We start from the raw sequence: 14,817 nt of genomic DNA, 5'->3' as shown, positions 1-14,817 counted from the left end.
TCAGTCCCTGGGAAGGCCGAGAATCCGCTCGGCGACGACGTTGAGCTGGACCTGCGTGGTGCCTCCGGCGATGGTCAGGCAGCGGGACATGAGCATTCCGTGCACCGCCCGCTCCCCGGCCCCCTCCCGCACCGCGCCCGCCGGGCCCAGGAGCTCCAGGGCGAGTTCGGCGGTCTTCTGCTGGTGTGGGGTCTGTACGAGTTTGCGTACGGACGCGCCCGCGCCCGGCTCCAGTCCCGAGACCTGCTGGAGGGTGGTCCGCAGGCCGATGCAGGCGAGCGCGTGCGCCTCGGCGGCGAGCGCGCCGATCCGGGCGCGGTACGAGCCGTCGAGTGCGGCGGACCGCGCGATCAGCGCCTCCAGGCCGGTGTCGAAGCTCATCTGGTCGGCCATGTGGACGCGTTCGTTGCCGAGGGTGTTGCGGGCCACCTTCCAGCCTCCGTCGGCCGCCCCGACCAGCGCGTCCGCGGGCAGCAGCACGTCGTCGAAGAAGACCTCGTTGAAGAGGGCCTCGCCGGTGATCTCCTTGAGCGGCCGGACGTCGATGCCGGGGGTGGTCATGTCGACGACGAAGTAGCCGAGGCCCTTGTGTTTGGGCGCGGTGGCGTCGGTGCGGGCGAGCAGGATCCCGAAGTCGGCGGTGTGCGCGGAACTCGTCCACACCTTCTGCCCGTTGATCCTCCACGAGCCGTCCTCGGTCCGCTCCGCCCTGGTGCGGAGCGAGGCCAGGTCGGAGCCCGCGCCCGGTTCGGAGAAGAGCTGGCACCAGGTGAGGTCCCCGCGCAGGGTCGCCGGCAGATAGGCGTCCTGTTGCGCGGGGGTTCCGTGGGCGAGCAGCGAGGGCACGACCCAGGTGGCGATGCCGAGGTCGGCGACCTTGACACCGGCCGCCACCAACTCCTGTTGTACGACGAGCTGTTCGACGGGCCCGGCGCCGAGTCCGTACGGTGGCGGGAGGTGGGGGGCCGCGTATCCGGTGGGCGCCAGGATCCGGCGGGCGGCGACCGGGTCGAGCCCGCGCGCGTCCTCGATGGCGGCTCGGGCCTTCGCGCGGTGGTCCTCGGCCCGCGCGGGGAGTTCGAGCCGCAGTTCGCGCCGCGCCCCGCCGGCCGCGAGGCGTACGGCCCGCAGCCGGTGTCCGTCCCCGGCGCCGAGCAGTTGCCGGGCGACGATCGCCCGGCGCAGGTGGATGTGCGCGTCGTGTTCCCAGGTGAAGCCGATGCCGCCGAGCACCTGGATGCAGTCCTTGGCGCAGGAGTGGCCGGCGTCGAGCGCGGTCGCGGCGGCCAGGGCGGCCACCAGCGAGCGCACCTCGGCCGGTTCGTCCGCCGCCTGGGCGGCGTCCCAGACCAGGGCCCGGGCCTGTTCGAGGCGTACCAGCATGTCGGCGCACAGGTGCTTGACGCCCTGGAACCGTCCGATGGGCCGACCGAACTGCTCGCGGGTCTTGGCGTGCCCGGCGGCGGTGTGCACCGCCCAGGCGGCGGTGCCGCAGGCGTCGGCGGCGAACAGGACACAGGCCAGGTCCCGGACCAAGGCCGCGTCGAGGGCCAGGAGCCGGCCGGGCGCCACGGTGATCGCGCGGGCGCGCACCTCGGCCGTGGGCCGGGTCGGGTCGGCGCTCTCGTGCGTACGGATGTCCAGGGCGGCGGCGTCCACGGCGAACCAGCACGTGCCGTGCGCCGCCTCCGCGGCGAGCAGGACGAGGTCGGCCTCCCCGGCGCCGAGCACGGGTGGCGCGACGCCGTCGAGGAGGTGGCCGCCGCCCTCGACGGCGACGGCGGTGAGACTGCCGGGGCCCAGCGCGACGGCCCCGACGCGGGTGCCGTCGGCCAGGGCGGCGGCCAGTTCGCCCGCCCCCGCCCGGTCCAGCAGGACGGAGGCGAGGGCGCCGGCGAGGTAGGGCCCGGGCAGGGCGGCCCGGGCGGCCTCCTCCACGGCGACGGCGAGGTCGAGCAGGGTCCCGCCCTCCAGGTGGGGTGCGAGCAGTCCGGCGGCGGCGAGCGCGTCCCAGTACGCGGGCCGCACCCCGGTCCTGGGCGGGCCGTCCAGCAGCTTGCGCACCTCCTCGGGGGGCACGGTCCGCGCCGCCCAGCCGCGCACCGCCTCGGCCAACTCCTGCTGTTCCCGCGTGATTCCGATGCCCATACGGATCCCTGCCGCCTCTCCGACACTCCCGGCAGGCGCCGGGCGTCCCCCTGATCGCGGGCCAGAGTAGAACACGTTCCATTCTGACGGAAGGTCAGGTGTAGGTCAGGTGTCGGATGATGCGGGCACCTCGGGCACACCGCCCCTGTCCGGACATCGCCGGGAGGGGGCGGGGGGGGCGCCCTCGGGGGGTGGCGGCGGGCGTGGCGGGCGGGCCGTGCCGCCGGCCGCCGTGCGCGCGCCACGGGGGGACCGCCGCCTGCCAGAACGAGGCGCTGCCGGTCGGGATGGTGGGGGCGCGCGGAACTCACCGCGCGGCGCGTCCCCTCGTCTCCTGGACGTGCCGGGGAAGGAACGATCCGGCGCGAGGCCGAGGCCTCGCGCCGGATGCCGCCTCAGACGCCGCGCACGAACAGCGCGAAGGCCTCGGGGGCGACGGTGAAGACGGGGCCGTCGGGGTTCTTGGAGTCCCGGACGGCGATCAGGTGGGGCCGGGCGGCGATTTCGACGCAGTCGCCGCCGGTGTCACTGCTGTAGCTGGACTTGCGCCAGTCGCCGCCGAGCGGGGCGCATTCGACGCATTCGCCGCCGGTGTCGGAACTGTACGAGGACTTACGCCACCGCGCGCCCGTCAGGTTCTGGATGGTGTCCATAACGCTCCTCCATTACGCGGGCGATCAGTGCCGCCGAGTCCTCCACGGAGAGAGCGGCGGCTTGCAGGTGATCGTAACGGAGCGAACCCTCCCTGAGGGCTTGCGGATTGGCCGTCATATGGCCCTGGACGAAGTCCTCGGTGTAGACGAGATCCGGGTCATCGTCGAACCGCAAAGTGGTAAAGGTGCCGGGGAGCCCCGCATGGGCGCCCGCCTCGAACGGCAGGATCTGCACCTGCATCCACTCGCGCCTCCGCAGACCCAACAGGTGCGCCAGTTGAGTTCGCATGACCTCCCGACCGCCGATCTCCTGGTGCAGTGCGGCCTCGCTCAGCACGACCCACGTCAATGGCGGATTCTCGCGGTCGAGTATCCGTTGCCGTTCCATTCGGGCGGCCACCTTCGCGTCGAGGTCCCCGTCCGTGCGCACCCCCAGCACCGCCCGCGCGTACTCCGGGGTCTGAAGGAGTCCGTAGACCAACTGCGCCTGGAAGGTGGAGATGTACGCGGCCTTCGCCTCCATCTCGGCGTACGCCTGGAACCACGTCGGGAGTTGACTTCGCAGCACGAGCCCCACCAGGCGGCTGAACAGCCCACCGGTGTCCAGCGCGGCGTCCACCCGCTCCGAGAAGCCCCTGGTCGGGACCTTTCGCGCCGTCTCGATCTGCCCGATCAGCGAGCCCGCGCAGTAGAGGACGCTCTCCAGCTGCCCCTGCTTCAGTCCCGCCCCCTCCCGCAGGCGGCGCAGTTCGGAGCCGTAGTAGTCCAGGGCCGAGGCACTGGGATCGAGATCACGGATGTTGACCATGGAGCGGTCACCTCCAAGTACACGCCGTGCGGCGTTCGGTTCGGTCCGTAGCCGAGCGTAACCAGATCACCCCACGCTGGTCCCATGAATGGCACAACTGAGTATTCAGCTGGCGAAGTTGACGAGAGCTACCGGATGGGGTTCACCGTCAGTGAGCACTCCGCCCGCCACATGCGGCGCATCCTGCGCATGTACCTCGCCAGTTGGGGTCTGGCCCCGCTGACGCACGCGGCCGAGTTGGCGCTGACCGAGCTGATCGCCAATGTGGTGCGCCACGTGCCCGGCCGGGGGTGTTCCGTACTCATCCTGTGCCGGCCGGGCGGTCTGCGGGTCGAGGTGTCGGACGGCTGCCCCGCACTCCCCCGCGTGGTGCGGCCGACCGGCGCTGCGGAACTCCCGGAGGGCGGACGCGGGCTGCTGCTGATCGAGGCGGTGACCGACCGGTGGGGCGCGGACCCGAGTCCCACCGGAAAGACGGTGTGGTTCGAGTGCGACGGGTGAGGCACTGACCCCGCCCGACCGCACTCGGGATCCCTCGGCGCTCGGAGATAATGCTCCTGCCGAGGGGGCGGAGCAGGGTGACGGGGGTCGGGGGCGTGGGGGAAGTGATCGAAGACCGGTACGAGCTGGAGGAGTTGCTCGGTCGGGGCGGATTCGGTGAGGTCTGGCGGGCGAGGGACGCCCGGGTGGGCCGCCGGGTGGCCGTGAAGATCGGATACCCGGAGACCGCCGAGGCCACCCGCCGGTTCGAGCGGGAGGCGAGCCTCGCCGGGAATCTCGCGCACCCCAACATCGCCACCATCCACGATTTCGGCCGCACCGAACACGGCGGGCGCGACGCGGTGTTCCTGGTGATGGAACTGCTCCGGGGTCGCAGCCTGGCCGAGGTCCTGGACACCGGCGTACCGCCGCTCGCGGACGCGCTCGACTGGGCCATGCGGATCGCGGACGCGCTCGGGGCCGCGCACGACGCCGGGATCGTCCACCGGGACATCAAGCCGGCCAACGTGATGGTCACCGAGGGCGGGGCGACGAAGGTCCTCGACTTCGGCATCGCCAAGGCCCAGGGCGGCCCCGGTACGGCGCTCACCGCCACGGGCATGATCATCGGGTCCTTCCCGTACATGGCACCGGAGCGCTGGACCGGCGGGGCGAACGGGGTGCCCGTCGACGGGCGCTCCGACCTGTACGCGCTCGGCTGCGTACTCATGGAGCTGCTCACCGGCAGCCGTCCCTTCCCCGCGCAGGAGATGCACGAGCTCCTCGCCCAGCACCTCACGACGGAGCCGCCCGCACCCGGTTCGCTGCGTGAGGGGCTGCCGGCCGCGCTCGACCCCCTCGTGCTCGACCTGCTCGCCAAGGACCCCCGGCAGCGTCCGGCGACCGCGCGGGAGGTGAGCCTGCGGCTGGCGGAGATCGCCCGGGGCGCGGTACCCGCGCCCGCCCGTGTCCCCGTCCCCGCCCCGGCGGCCCCGGCCGTTTCGTGGCCGCCCCCGCCGGCCTACTCCCCGACCGTGCACACCGCCGCCGGGGATCCGGTCCGGGCGATGTTGGGGCGACGGCTGAGCCTGCTGCTTGAGGACGCCCCGGCCGATCTCCCGGAGCGGCTGGGCGCGCTGGTCGCCGACCTGACGGAGGAGCTCGGCGCGCACGACGCCCTGACCGTGCGGGCCGCGTACCACCGGGCCATGGTCGTGCGGGGGCAGTCCGTCACGGAGTTGGAGCGCATCCTGCCGAGGATGATGCGGGTGCTCGGCCTGGAGCACCCCGACACCATCGCCGCGCGCGCCGCGTACGTCGGTGAGGCCGCGGCGCACGGGCCCGGCGACGGCCGCCGCCACGAGGACGAACTGCGCGAGATCATCGAGCAGGCGGGCCGGGTCCTCGGCGCCGACGATCCGGTCACGCTGACCGCCCGCTACCACCTGGCCGGGGCCCGTCGGCGGGGTGACGCCGGCCTGGTCGGGGAGTGGGGTTCGCGCACGCCGGAGCAGGCGCGGGGCGAGCGTGACCGGCTGGGCCCGCTGCTGCCCGACCTCGAACGACGGCTGCCCGCCGACAGCCCCGTCCTGCCGGACGTACGGCGCCGACTGGCGCACGCCGCCTGGCTGCTCGGCGACTACGCCACCGCCGCCCCGCTGTACCTGCGGCTGTACCCCGATCCCGAGGCCCTGGCGGAACGCGGCCACGCGGAGGTGGCGTACCGGGTGGCCCGGAGCATCGGCGAGGCCGGCGATCCCGCCCGCGCGTTGGCCCTCCTCAAGCCGCTGCTGCACCGGCTCCACCTCACCGCCGGCAACACCCATTGGCTGACCCGCGAGGTGACCGACATCCGGGCGGACTTCCGCCGGATGCTGTGGGAGGACCGGCGCTCCGACCTCGGCGGCGGCCTGTCCCGTCTCTTCGGCCGCTGACCGCGCGGCGGGCGTACGGGGGGACGTACGGGCGGGCCCCCGGCCGTGGCGTCCTACCGGGCGGTAGGGCAGCATGGGCGGCCACTCACCCGCAGCTCAGGAGGAACACCATGGCCAGCCCCAAGCCGGAGACCCTCGCCGCTTTCGAGGCGGCCAAGGGCTTCATGCCCGTGGGCGAGGGCCTCGCCCTCCACGAGGCGGCGACCCGGGCGGCGGCGCTCGGGCTGCCGCTCCTGGAGGTCGGCACGTACTGCGGGCGTTCCACGATCCTGCTCGCCGACGCCGCCCGTTCGGCCGGGGTGGCCGCGATCACCGTCGACCACCACCGGGGCAGCGAGGAGCAGCAGCCGGGCTGGGAGTACCACGACCCGTCGGTGGTGGACCCGGAGATCGGGCTGATGGACACGCTGCCCACCTTCCGCCGCACCCTGCACCGGGCGGGTCTGGAGGATCACGTGATCGCGATCGTGGGCCGCTCCCCGCAGGTCGCCGCGGCCTGGGGCGGCCCGCTGGGCCTGGTCTTCATCGACGGCGGGCACACCGACGAGCACGCGAACGGCGACTACGAGGGGTGGGCCCCGCACCTGGCGGTGGGCGGCACGCTGGTGATCCACGACGTGTTCCCGGACCCGGCCGACGGCGGCCAGGCCCCGTACCGGATCTATCTGCGGGCGCTGGCCTCCGGGGCCTTCGAGGAGATCTCGGTCACGGACTCGCTGCGGGTGCTGCGCCGCACCGACCAGGGCATATAGCCCCACCGACCAGGGCGTGGAACCGGAACACCGCCAGGCATACAAACACACCACGCCCCCGGATGGAGCACGGTCCGTCCGGGCGGCGGGCGGCCGGCCTAGCATCGCCGGGTGCGCTACGACGACAGCTCCCCGCCCCCCGAGTCCGGCTCCTCGGTCAGTCCGGACCGGCACTGGTTCACGCGCCGCTCCACCCTCGCGGTCGCGGCCGCCGCCCTCGCCCCGACCTGTCTGGCGGGCTGGGTCCTGACCCAGGTCCTGACCGGGAACGGGCAGGACGACCACCGACCGCAGGCGTCGCCGCTGCCCGCGTCCCACGCGTCCCCCGCGGACGCGAAGCCGAGCACGGCCTCCGAGTCCACTCCCGCGAGCCCCGCCCCGAGCGGCAGCCCCTCCGGCTCCCCCGCCGCCGGCAAGGCGCCGCTCACCGGCCGGACGGTGGTCATCGACCCCGGCCACAACACGGGCAACTTCAAGCACACCCGAGAGATCGACCGCCAAGTGGACATCGGCACCAACCTCAAGGAGTGCGACACCACCGGCACCACCACGAACTCCGGTTACATGGAAGCCGAGTTCACCATGGACGTGTCCCGCCGGTTGCGCAGCGTCCTGGAGTCCAAGGGCCTGAAGGTGGTCCTCACCCACGAGGCCGGAGCCGACCGCCCCTGGGGTCCCTGCATCGACGAGCGGGCCCGGATCGGCAACGAGGCCAAGGCGGACGCCGTCGTCTCGGTCCACGCCGACGGGGTCTCCGAGGGCAGCCGCGGTTACCACATCATCCTTCCCGCCAAGGTCAAGGGCGGTGGCGCGGACACCGCGAAGATCATCGAGCCCTCGCGGCTGCTGGGCGAACGCATCGCGAACAACTTCGCCCGCACCACCGGTTCCGGCCCCGCCAACTACCTCGGTTCCGGAACGGGTTTGGTGGTCCGTGACGATCTGGGCGGACTGAACCTCTCAACTCGCCCCAAGGTGTTCATCGAATGCGGCAACATGCGTGACGCCAAGGACGCGGCGCAACTGACGAGTCCGCAGTGGCGCCAGAAGGCCGCGCAGGGCATCGCGGACGGCATCGTCGGATTCCTCGGCGGGTAGTCCCACCGGGGCGCCCGCCGCCCCGGTCCGTTCGGTCACGGAAAACCTCCGTACCATGGTGCCGCCCGCCCCGCTCCAGTCCTGATCTGCGACCGCGGCACCACGAGACGACCGAGACCGAGAAGGACACCTAAGACGTGAACATCCGCTCCCTCACTCGAGGCGACGGCGTGGTGATCGGAGCAGCGGTGCTGCTGTTCATCGCCTCGTTCCTCGATTTCTACTCCGCGACCGGCATCGACACGCCGAGCGCCTGGGACACCGACGTGTACCGTCTGGTGCTCCCGACGGTCTTCCTGCTCGGCTTCATCGCGGCCGGCCTGATCCTCGCGGGCCGTTTCCTGCCGCAGGGCCGCCAGCTCGCCGGGCTGCCCATGCAGGCATGGGGCGCCGTTCTGGCCGTCGCGGCGGCCTGGGCCGCCCTGTGGTCCCTGATCACCTGCCCGAGCGGCGCCGACCTCGGCGCCGGCAGCATCATCGCCTTCCTCGCCACCCTGGCCCTGGCCGGCGTGGCGCTGTTCGGCGCGAAGGTGCCCGCGCTGGCCGGCACGCTCGTGCCGGAGTCCCGGCCCGCCGCCGTCCCGCCGTACGGCGGCCAGCCCCTGGGGCAGCAGCAGCCCGGTGCCGGCTACGGTTACCCGGGCGGCCAGCAGCCGCAGCCGTACGGGCAGACCCCGCAGCCCGTACCGCCCTACGGCGGCGCCCCGCAGCCGAACCCCACGCCCGCCCCGGCCCCGCAGGACGCGGCGCCCGCCCCGGCGGCGGACTTCACCCCGTTCTGGTTCGCGGTGCCGGTGCCCCGGTCCCTGTTCCCCGAGGACGGCTCGCACAACCCGATCGCGGAACTCGCGCCGGGCACCTGGTACCTGGCCGTCGACCAGCGCGGCCCGTCCACGCTGATCGCCCAGACGCAGGACGGTCGACGCGGCGTGCTGAACGAGACGTCGGACATCCAGCGCGGCTGACACCCCTCGCCCGCACGGCCGAACGGCCCCCGCCCTCCCGGGCGGGGGCCGTCGGTCTTCCCGGGACGGTGGTCGTGCCCTACAGTCACCTGACGCACCGTCAGAAATGGCGGGAGCTGTCGGCGGCTTCGCGGAGGGAACCCCACATGCGCCTCGGACTGGCACTCGGCTACTGGGGGCGCGGCCCCAACCCGACCCACCTGGACCTCGCCACCGCGGCCGAGGACCTCGGATACGCCTCGGTGTGGACCGCAGAGGCCTGGGGCTCCGACGCCTTCACCCCGCTGACCTGGATCGCCGCGCACACCTCGCGTATCCGCCTGGGCACCGCCATCGCCCAGATGTCCGCCCGCACCCCCACCGCCACCGCGATGCACGCCCTCACCCTGGACCACCTCTCCGGCGGCCGGATGACGCTGGGCCTGGGCCTGTCCGGCCCGCAGGTCGTCGAGGGCTGGTACGGGCGCCCCTTCCCCGCCTCCCCCCTCACCGCGACCCGCGAGTACGTGGACGTCATCCGCCAGGTCCTGCGCCGCGAGGCCCCCGTCGCCCTGGACGGCCGCTTCCACCACCACCCGTACCTCGGCGAGGACGGCACCGGCCTCGGCAAGGCGCTCAAGCCGATCACCCACCCGCTGCGCGCGGACCTGCCGATCCTGCTCGGCGCGGAGGGCCCCCGGAACATCGCCCAGACCACCAAGATCGCCGACGGCTGGCTCCCCCTGTACTGGTCGCCGTCGCGCACCGACGTGTACCGGGCCTCCCTCGCCGACCTCCCCGAAGGCTTCATGATCGCCCCGATGGCCCGGGCCCACGTCTGCGAGGACGTCGCCGAGGGCCTCCTGCCCGTCAAGGCGATGCTCGGCTTCTACATCGGCGGCATGGGGCACGCGGCCCGCAACTTCCACGCCGACCTGATGGCCAGGATGGGCTACGAGGAGGAGGCCCACCGCATCCAGGAACTGTTCCTCGCCGGCCGCAAGGAGGAGGCCGTCCTGGCCGTCCCCGACGCGTTCGCCGACGAGATCTCCCTGATCGGCCCCCGCGAGCGGATCGCCGAACGCCTCGACCTGTGGCGCGAGGGCCCCGTCACCGACCTGCTCCTCACCGCCCCCGACCCGCACACCCTGCGGGTCCTCGCGGAACTGAACACGTAGCGGCTCGGACCGGCTCAGACCTGCTCCGCCCGCGGCACCGCGTCGAGGAACTCCCGCAGGTCCAGCGCCATCACCGCGATCTCGATGTCGGCGCCGCCCGGGTACGCGCACGTGACGATCCGCGAGCCCGGGTTGATGGTCATGCCCTCCTTCACGGAGGGCGCCCGCACCGCGATGGCCCGGGCGCCGGTCAGCTCCACCGCGGAACCCCGCTGCGGCTCCCAGCGGGCCGCTCCCCCGTCCACGTACAGCCGGCCCATCCGCCAGCGCCCCTCGCCGGCGGGCAGCCGCGCCATGCCCGGCAGCCCGGGCACCACCCCGGCGGCCTGCCGCTCGCGGTGCTTGCGCCGCACCAGCCACCCGATCCCGGCCACCGCTGCGGCAGCCACCACGAACTCGATCACGCGCCCCATTGAAACAGCCGTGGCCGGCCGGCGCGTGCCGGCGGGCCCGGGGTCGGGGGCCGCGACGCCTCCCGACCCAGGGCCCGCCCGGGGACGCGGCCGGTCAGCCGCCGAGCTGGGAGGTGCTGGGAACCTTGTCGGTCACCACGGCCCCCGCGCTCTTGCCGGCGTCCTTGACGCCGTTGATGACGCCTTCGAAGGCGCCGATGTCGGCGTCACCCGCCTGGCCCTTGCGGAGCTTGGTGGCCAGGCCCTTCAGCGACTCGATGCCCGCCGTCAGGGGGGCCACCGCCTTGGACAGCAGCGGATCGCCCTTGGCGTTGTCGGTCGCCGCCTTCAGCCGGTTGTACGCGAAGGCACCCGCCAGACCCGCCTTGATCAGCGCGAACGTACGGCCCTTCGCGCCCTTCTTGAACTTGCCCGCCTGGTACGGCTTGACGATCCACTGGTACGTCGCGCCGGCCGCGAGACCGGCGTTCGCGACGAAGCGGGTCTTGGCGAACTTCTGCTTCTCGGCGGACGTGCTCGGCGCGGGAGTCGCGGCGGCGGCCTCCTCGGCCGCCAGCACCTCGACGGCCGAGGCCTCCGCGGCCGCCTGGTCGGCCGCGGTGGCCGCGGACAGCGAGACGTCCTCGCTCGTGGTCTTCGCCTTGCCGCCCCCGTCGGAGCCGCAGGCGGTGGCGCCGGCCAGCAGCGCGCAGGACAGGAGCACCGACGTGACGGCACGACGGAATCGAACGGTTCTGGGTACGGACACAGTTGCCTCCGGGGACTGAGGTGTCCTCCGCACCCTCACCCGGGCCGTGGGGCTCCGCCACTTGGGGGACCCGTTCGGGGGTTTGCGGCGCGCCTGCGCGGCAACACGGGGTGCATGCCCACACACACCCGAGTACACACCCGAGGAAGCAGTTCAGCGGGCCGGGCCGTCGCCCTGGTGGCAGACATCGCGGCCCTGGTGATCGGCCTGTGGATCCTGCTGTTCCTGCTCGACGCCAACCAGGGCAACGCCTTCGTCGACCTCGTCCACGACGCGGCGACCTGGCTGGCCGGCTGGTCCTACGACCTGTTCACCTTCGACCGCGCCTGGGTCCAGGTCGTCGTCGGTTACGGTCTCGCGGCCATCGTCTACCTCTTCATCGGCCACGCTCTGGCGAGCCGACTCTCCCGCCGCTGACGTACGGGGCGTGTGGGGCGCGCGGGCCCCACACGCTCAACCGCAGCAGTCCGGTTCAAGCCCCCGCGGCAGGTTCAGCCCGCCGAAGACCTCGCCCGTCGCCTCGTCCCCGCCCAGCGCGGCGACGGCCAACAGCAACGACCCGGCCGTCCAGGTGGTCTGCTCGACCGGCCACACCGCCCGGTCCACGAACTCGTACCCCGTCCAGTACATGCCGTTGTCGGCCCGCAGGTGCCCGATCGACCGCAGGATCTCCAGCGCCCGGTCGGACTCCCCCGACGCCCAGAGCGCCAGGGCCAGTTCGCAGGACTCCCCGCCCGTGACCCACGGGTTCGGCAGCACGCACCGCACCCCGAGGTCCGGGACGACGAACTCCGCCCACCGCTCCTCGATGCGCGCCGTCGCCTCCGGCCCGGTCACCGCCCCGCCCAGCACCGGGTAGTACCAGTCCATCGAATAGCGGGACTTGTCCAGGAACCGCTCCGGGTGCCGCCGGATCGCGTGCCCCAACGCGCCCGCCGCCAACTCCCAGTCCGGCTGCGGGTCCTCGCGGTGGTCCGCGATGGCCAGCGCGCACCGCAGCGCCTGATGGATCGACGAGGAACCGGTCAACAGCGCGTCGGTGACGGCCGCGCCGTCCGCCTCCCGCTTCCAACCGATCTCGCCGCCCGGCTGCTGGAGCCCCAGCACGAACTCCACCGCCGCGTACACGGCCGGCCACATCCGGTCCAGGAAGGGATCGTCGCCGGTCGCCAGGTAGTGGTGCCAGACGCCCACCGCGATGTACGCGACGAAGTTCGACTCGCGGCTGAAGTCCTGCGGGGCGGACGTGTCCACGCCCTCCGGCCGGTCGGCGTAGGCCGCGAACCAGGAACCGTCCTCGTTCTGGTGCCGCGCCAACCACGCGTAGGCCCGCTCCGCCGCCTCGTGCTCGCCGGCCACGTCCAAGGCCATCGCGGCCTCGGTGTGGTCCCACGGATCGAGGTGGTGCCCGCGGAACCACGGGATGGCCCCGTCCGCCCGCTGCGCCGCGAGGATGCCCGCCACGGTCCCGGCTGCCTGCTCGGCGGTCAACACGCCGTCCAGGACCAGGTGTTCGGTACGCCCGGGAGAGGTCACTTCGCCGCGTCCACGGGAAGGTGCGGCTTCGTCGCGTACGCCACGAAGCTCTTGCCGATCACCGGGTTCAGGGCCTGCTCCGCGAGGCGCGTGGCCAGCGGCTTCTTCATGATGTCCCAGACCAACAGCTTGTGGTACGCCTTCACGGGCAGCGCCTTGTCGTTGTCGACGCCGAACGCGCACTTCAGCCACCAGTACGGGGAGTGCAGGCCGTGCGCGTGGTGCGTGCCGTACGGCTTGAGGCCCGCGGCCTCCATCTTGCCGATCAGCTCGTCCGCCTTGTAGATGCGGATGTGACCGCCCTCGACCTCGTGATAGGCGTCGCTGAGCGCCCAACAGATCTTCTCCGGGCCGTACCGCGGCACCGTGATCGCGATCCGGCCGCCCGGCTTGAGCACCCGCACCATCTCGGCGAGCACGCCCTTGTCGTCGGGGATGTGCTCCATCACCTCGGAGATGATCACGACGTCGAAGGACTCGTCGGGGAACGGCAGGGCCAGCGCGTCGCCCTCCATGGCGGTGGCGGTGGCACCGGCCGGCGCCTCGCCGGCCTCCTTCATCGCGGCGAACCACTTGGCGACCTCGCGGATCTCCTCGCCGTTGCGGTCCACGGCGACCACCTGCGCGCCGCGCCGGTAGCACTCGAAGGCGTGCCGGCCTGCGCCGCAGCCCAGATCGAGCACGCGGTCGCCTGCGGCGAGCGGGAACCGGGAGAAATCGACGGTCAGCACGTGGTCCTGCCTTCGCGGTCGCGGGGGTGTACGGGGTGGAACTCGGAACGGGGATGACTCATCGGCGAGAGGTCAGCGCGCACGACGCGTACGGGCGGCCTGTTCGATGGCGGCCCGGTAGTGCACCGCGGTCCCCTCGGCGGCCTTGGCCCAGGTGAACCGGCTCAGGACTCTCTCGCGCCCGGCGGCGCCGAGCCGCTCGCGCAGCGGGGCGTCGCCGAGCAGCCGGCCCAGCGCGGCGGCGAGCGCGCCCGCGTCACCCGGCGGCACGGCCAGACAGGTCTCCCCGTCGGGCCCCGTCACCTCGGGGATCGCCCCGCCGGTGGTCGCGACCAGCGGGGTGCCGGTGGCCATGGCCTCGGCCGCCGGGAGCGAGAAGCCCTCGTACAGCGAGGGCACGCAGGCCACCTGCGCGCCGCGCACCAGGTCGACGAGCTCGGCGTCCGTGATGCCCTTGACGAAGCGGACGGCGTCCTGGAGTCCGTACGTGGCGATCGCGCGGGCGACCGGCCCCTCCTCGGCACGCCTGCCCACGACCACGAGGTGCGCGTCGGGCCGCTCCGTGCGGAGCTTCGCGAGCGCCTCCACGAGGTGGACGAGCCCCTTCAGCGGCACGTCGGCGCTGGAGGTCGTCACGATCCGCCCGGGCACCTCGGCCACGGACGCGTCGGGCGACCACAGGTCGGTGTCGGCGCCGATGTGCACCACGTGGATGCGCTCGCCCCGGACGCCCAGGTGCTCGGCGATCTCCACCTGCGAGGACCCGGAGACGGTCAACACGGACGGCAGCCGGCGGGCCACCCTGCCCTGCATGCGCGTGAACCCGTACCAACGGCGCACCGAGAGCCGCTTCTTGCGGTCCTTGGCGGCGGCCAGGTCCAACGTGCGGTCCACGGTGATGGGGTGGTGGATCGTCGTCACCAGCGGTGCGCCGAGATCCCCCAGCAGCCCGTACCCGAGCGTCTGGTTGTCGTGGATGACGTCGAAGTCACCGGCGCGCGCGGCCAGGTGCCGGCGCGCGCGCAGCGAGAACGTCAGGGGCTCGGGGAAACCGCCGGTCCACATGGTGGCGACCTCGAGGGCGTCGATCCAGTCCCGGTATTCCGCCCGTTTGGGCGTACGGAACGGGTCGGGGCTGCGGTACAGGTCCAGGCTCGGCAGCTCGGTCAGCGTGGCCCCGGTGTCGAGCACCGGGTAGGGCTGCGCGCCGATGACCTCGACGCTGTGGCCGAGCCGGACGAGCTCCCGCGAAAGGTGGCGGACGTAGACGCCCTGGCCGCCGCAGAACGGGTTCCCCTTGTAAGTGAGGAGTGCGATGCGCAACGGGCGGTCACCTTCGGTGGCGGAATTCGCGAAAGGGCTCGTCACCACGGCCTCTGCGGTCACTCTCGGCC

General features: G+C 73.1%; 15 protein-coding genes. 7 read left to right on the top strand and 8 right to left on the bottom strand.

Features of this window, described 5'->3' with window-relative positions; all coding sequences use genetic code 11:
* The 3 genes from ACIRO3_RS11445 to ACIRO3_RS11435 form a co-directional block, all read right to left on the bottom strand.
* Positions 1-2,148: an acyl-CoA dehydrogenase family protein gene (locus ACIRO3_RS11445; protein ID WP_404134989.1), complete on the bottom strand. Its 2,148-nt coding sequence runs from the start codon at positions 2,146-2,148 to the stop codon at positions 1-3.
* A 395-nt stretch (positions 2,149-2,543) separates the two neighbouring features.
* The gene (locus ACIRO3_RS11440; protein WP_404134986.1) at positions 2,544-2,801 is read right to left on the bottom strand and encodes a DUF397 domain-containing protein; all 258 of its coding nucleotides are present in this window, start codon (positions 2,799-2,801) and stop codon (positions 2,544-2,546) included.
* Entirely contained in the window at positions 2,761-3,609 is an 849-nt protein-coding gene (locus ACIRO3_RS11435) for a helix-turn-helix domain-containing protein (protein WP_404134983.1), read from the bottom strand. The genes ACIRO3_RS11440 and ACIRO3_RS11435 overlap by 41 nt, the downstream gene beginning before the upstream one ends.
* 84 nt (positions 3,610-3,693) lie before the next feature.
* Here ACIRO3_RS11435 and ACIRO3_RS11430 point away from each other — a divergent pair, with 84 nt between their 5' ends.
* The 6 genes from ACIRO3_RS11430 to ACIRO3_RS11405 all read left to right on the top strand — a co-directional run bounded on the left by ACIRO3_RS11430 (position 3,694) and on the right by ACIRO3_RS11405 (position 9,995).
* Positions 3,694-4,110, top strand: a complete 417-nt coding sequence (locus ACIRO3_RS11430; protein ID WP_404134980.1) for an ATP-binding protein — start codon at positions 3,694-3,696, stop codon at positions 4,108-4,110.
* A gap of 95 nt (positions 4,111-4,205) precedes the next feature.
* Entirely contained in the window at positions 4,206-6,023 is a 1,818-nt protein-coding gene (locus tag ACIRO3_RS11425) for a protein kinase (RefSeq protein ID WP_404134978.1), read from the top strand.
* A 110-nt stretch (positions 6,024-6,133) separates the two neighbouring features.
* On the top strand, positions 6,134-6,775 hold the full coding sequence (locus tag ACIRO3_RS11420) for a class I SAM-dependent methyltransferase (RefSeq protein WP_404134975.1): 642 nt from the start codon (positions 6,134-6,136) through the stop codon (positions 6,773-6,775).
* Between the two features lie 111 nt (positions 6,776-6,886).
* On the top strand, positions 6,887-7,873 hold the full coding sequence (locus tag ACIRO3_RS11415; RefSeq protein ID WP_404134973.1) for an N-acetylmuramoyl-L-alanine amidase: 987 nt from the start codon (positions 6,887-6,889) through the stop codon (positions 7,871-7,873).
* Positions 7,874-8,010: 137 nt separating this feature from the next.
* On the top strand, positions 8,011-8,838 hold the full coding sequence (locus tag ACIRO3_RS11410) for a hypothetical protein (protein ID WP_404134971.1): 828 nt from the start codon (positions 8,011-8,013) through the stop codon (positions 8,836-8,838).
* 146 nt (positions 8,839-8,984) lie between these two features.
* Positions 8,985-9,995, top strand: a complete 1,011-nt coding sequence (locus ACIRO3_RS11405) for an LLM class F420-dependent oxidoreductase (RefSeq protein WP_361781322.1) — start codon at positions 8,985-8,987, stop codon at positions 9,993-9,995.
* Between the two features lie 14 nt (positions 9,996-10,009).
* On the opposite strand, the gene ACIRO3_RS11400 is transcribed toward ACIRO3_RS11405, so the two are convergent.
* The gene (locus ACIRO3_RS11400) at positions 10,010-10,399 is read right to left on the bottom strand and encodes a hypothetical protein (RefSeq protein ID WP_404134967.1); all 390 of its coding nucleotides are present in this window, start codon (positions 10,397-10,399) and stop codon (positions 10,010-10,012) included.
* Positions 10,400-10,502: 103 nt separating this feature from the next.
* A complete protein-coding gene (locus ACIRO3_RS11395) occupies positions 10,503-11,156 on the bottom strand; it encodes a hypothetical protein (RefSeq protein ID WP_366000247.1) in 654 nt (217 codons plus the stop codon).
* A gap of 114 nt (positions 11,157-11,270) precedes the next feature.
* Between ACIRO3_RS11395 and ACIRO3_RS11390 the strand changes: the two genes are divergently transcribed.
* Positions 11,271-11,573, top strand: a complete 303-nt coding sequence (locus ACIRO3_RS11390; protein ID WP_404134965.1) for a hypothetical protein — start codon at positions 11,271-11,273, stop codon at positions 11,571-11,573.
* Between the two features lie 36 nt (positions 11,574-11,609).
* On the opposite strand, the gene ACIRO3_RS11385 is transcribed toward ACIRO3_RS11390, so the two are convergent.
* The 3 genes from ACIRO3_RS11385 to ACIRO3_RS11375 all read right to left on the bottom strand — a co-directional run bounded on the left by ACIRO3_RS11385 (position 11,610) and on the right by ACIRO3_RS11375 (position 14,809).
* Positions 11,610-12,692, bottom strand: a complete 1,083-nt coding sequence (locus ACIRO3_RS11385; RefSeq protein WP_404134962.1) for a prenyltransferase — start codon at positions 12,690-12,692, stop codon at positions 11,610-11,612.
* The gene (locus ACIRO3_RS11380) at positions 12,689-13,423 is read right to left on the bottom strand and encodes a class I SAM-dependent methyltransferase (RefSeq protein ID WP_329445540.1); all 735 of its coding nucleotides are present in this window, start codon (positions 13,421-13,423) and stop codon (positions 12,689-12,691) included. Before ACIRO3_RS11380 ends, ACIRO3_RS11385 begins: the two co-directional genes overlap by 4 nt.
* A 72-nt stretch (positions 13,424-13,495) precedes the next feature.
* Positions 13,496-14,809, bottom strand: a complete 1,314-nt coding sequence (locus ACIRO3_RS11375; protein ID WP_404134959.1) for a glycosyltransferase family 4 protein — start codon at positions 14,807-14,809, stop codon at positions 13,496-13,498.
* Positions 14,810-14,817: the final 8 nt, after the last annotated feature.

This window comes from Streptomyces sp. NPDC102278 (assembly GCF_044766345.1).
GTDB lineage: Bacteria > Actinomycetota > Actinomycetes > Streptomycetales > Streptomycetaceae > Streptomyces.
The sequence above is the reverse complement of the archived record's forward strand: the minus strand, read 5'-3'. Positions and strand labels throughout refer to the sequence as shown.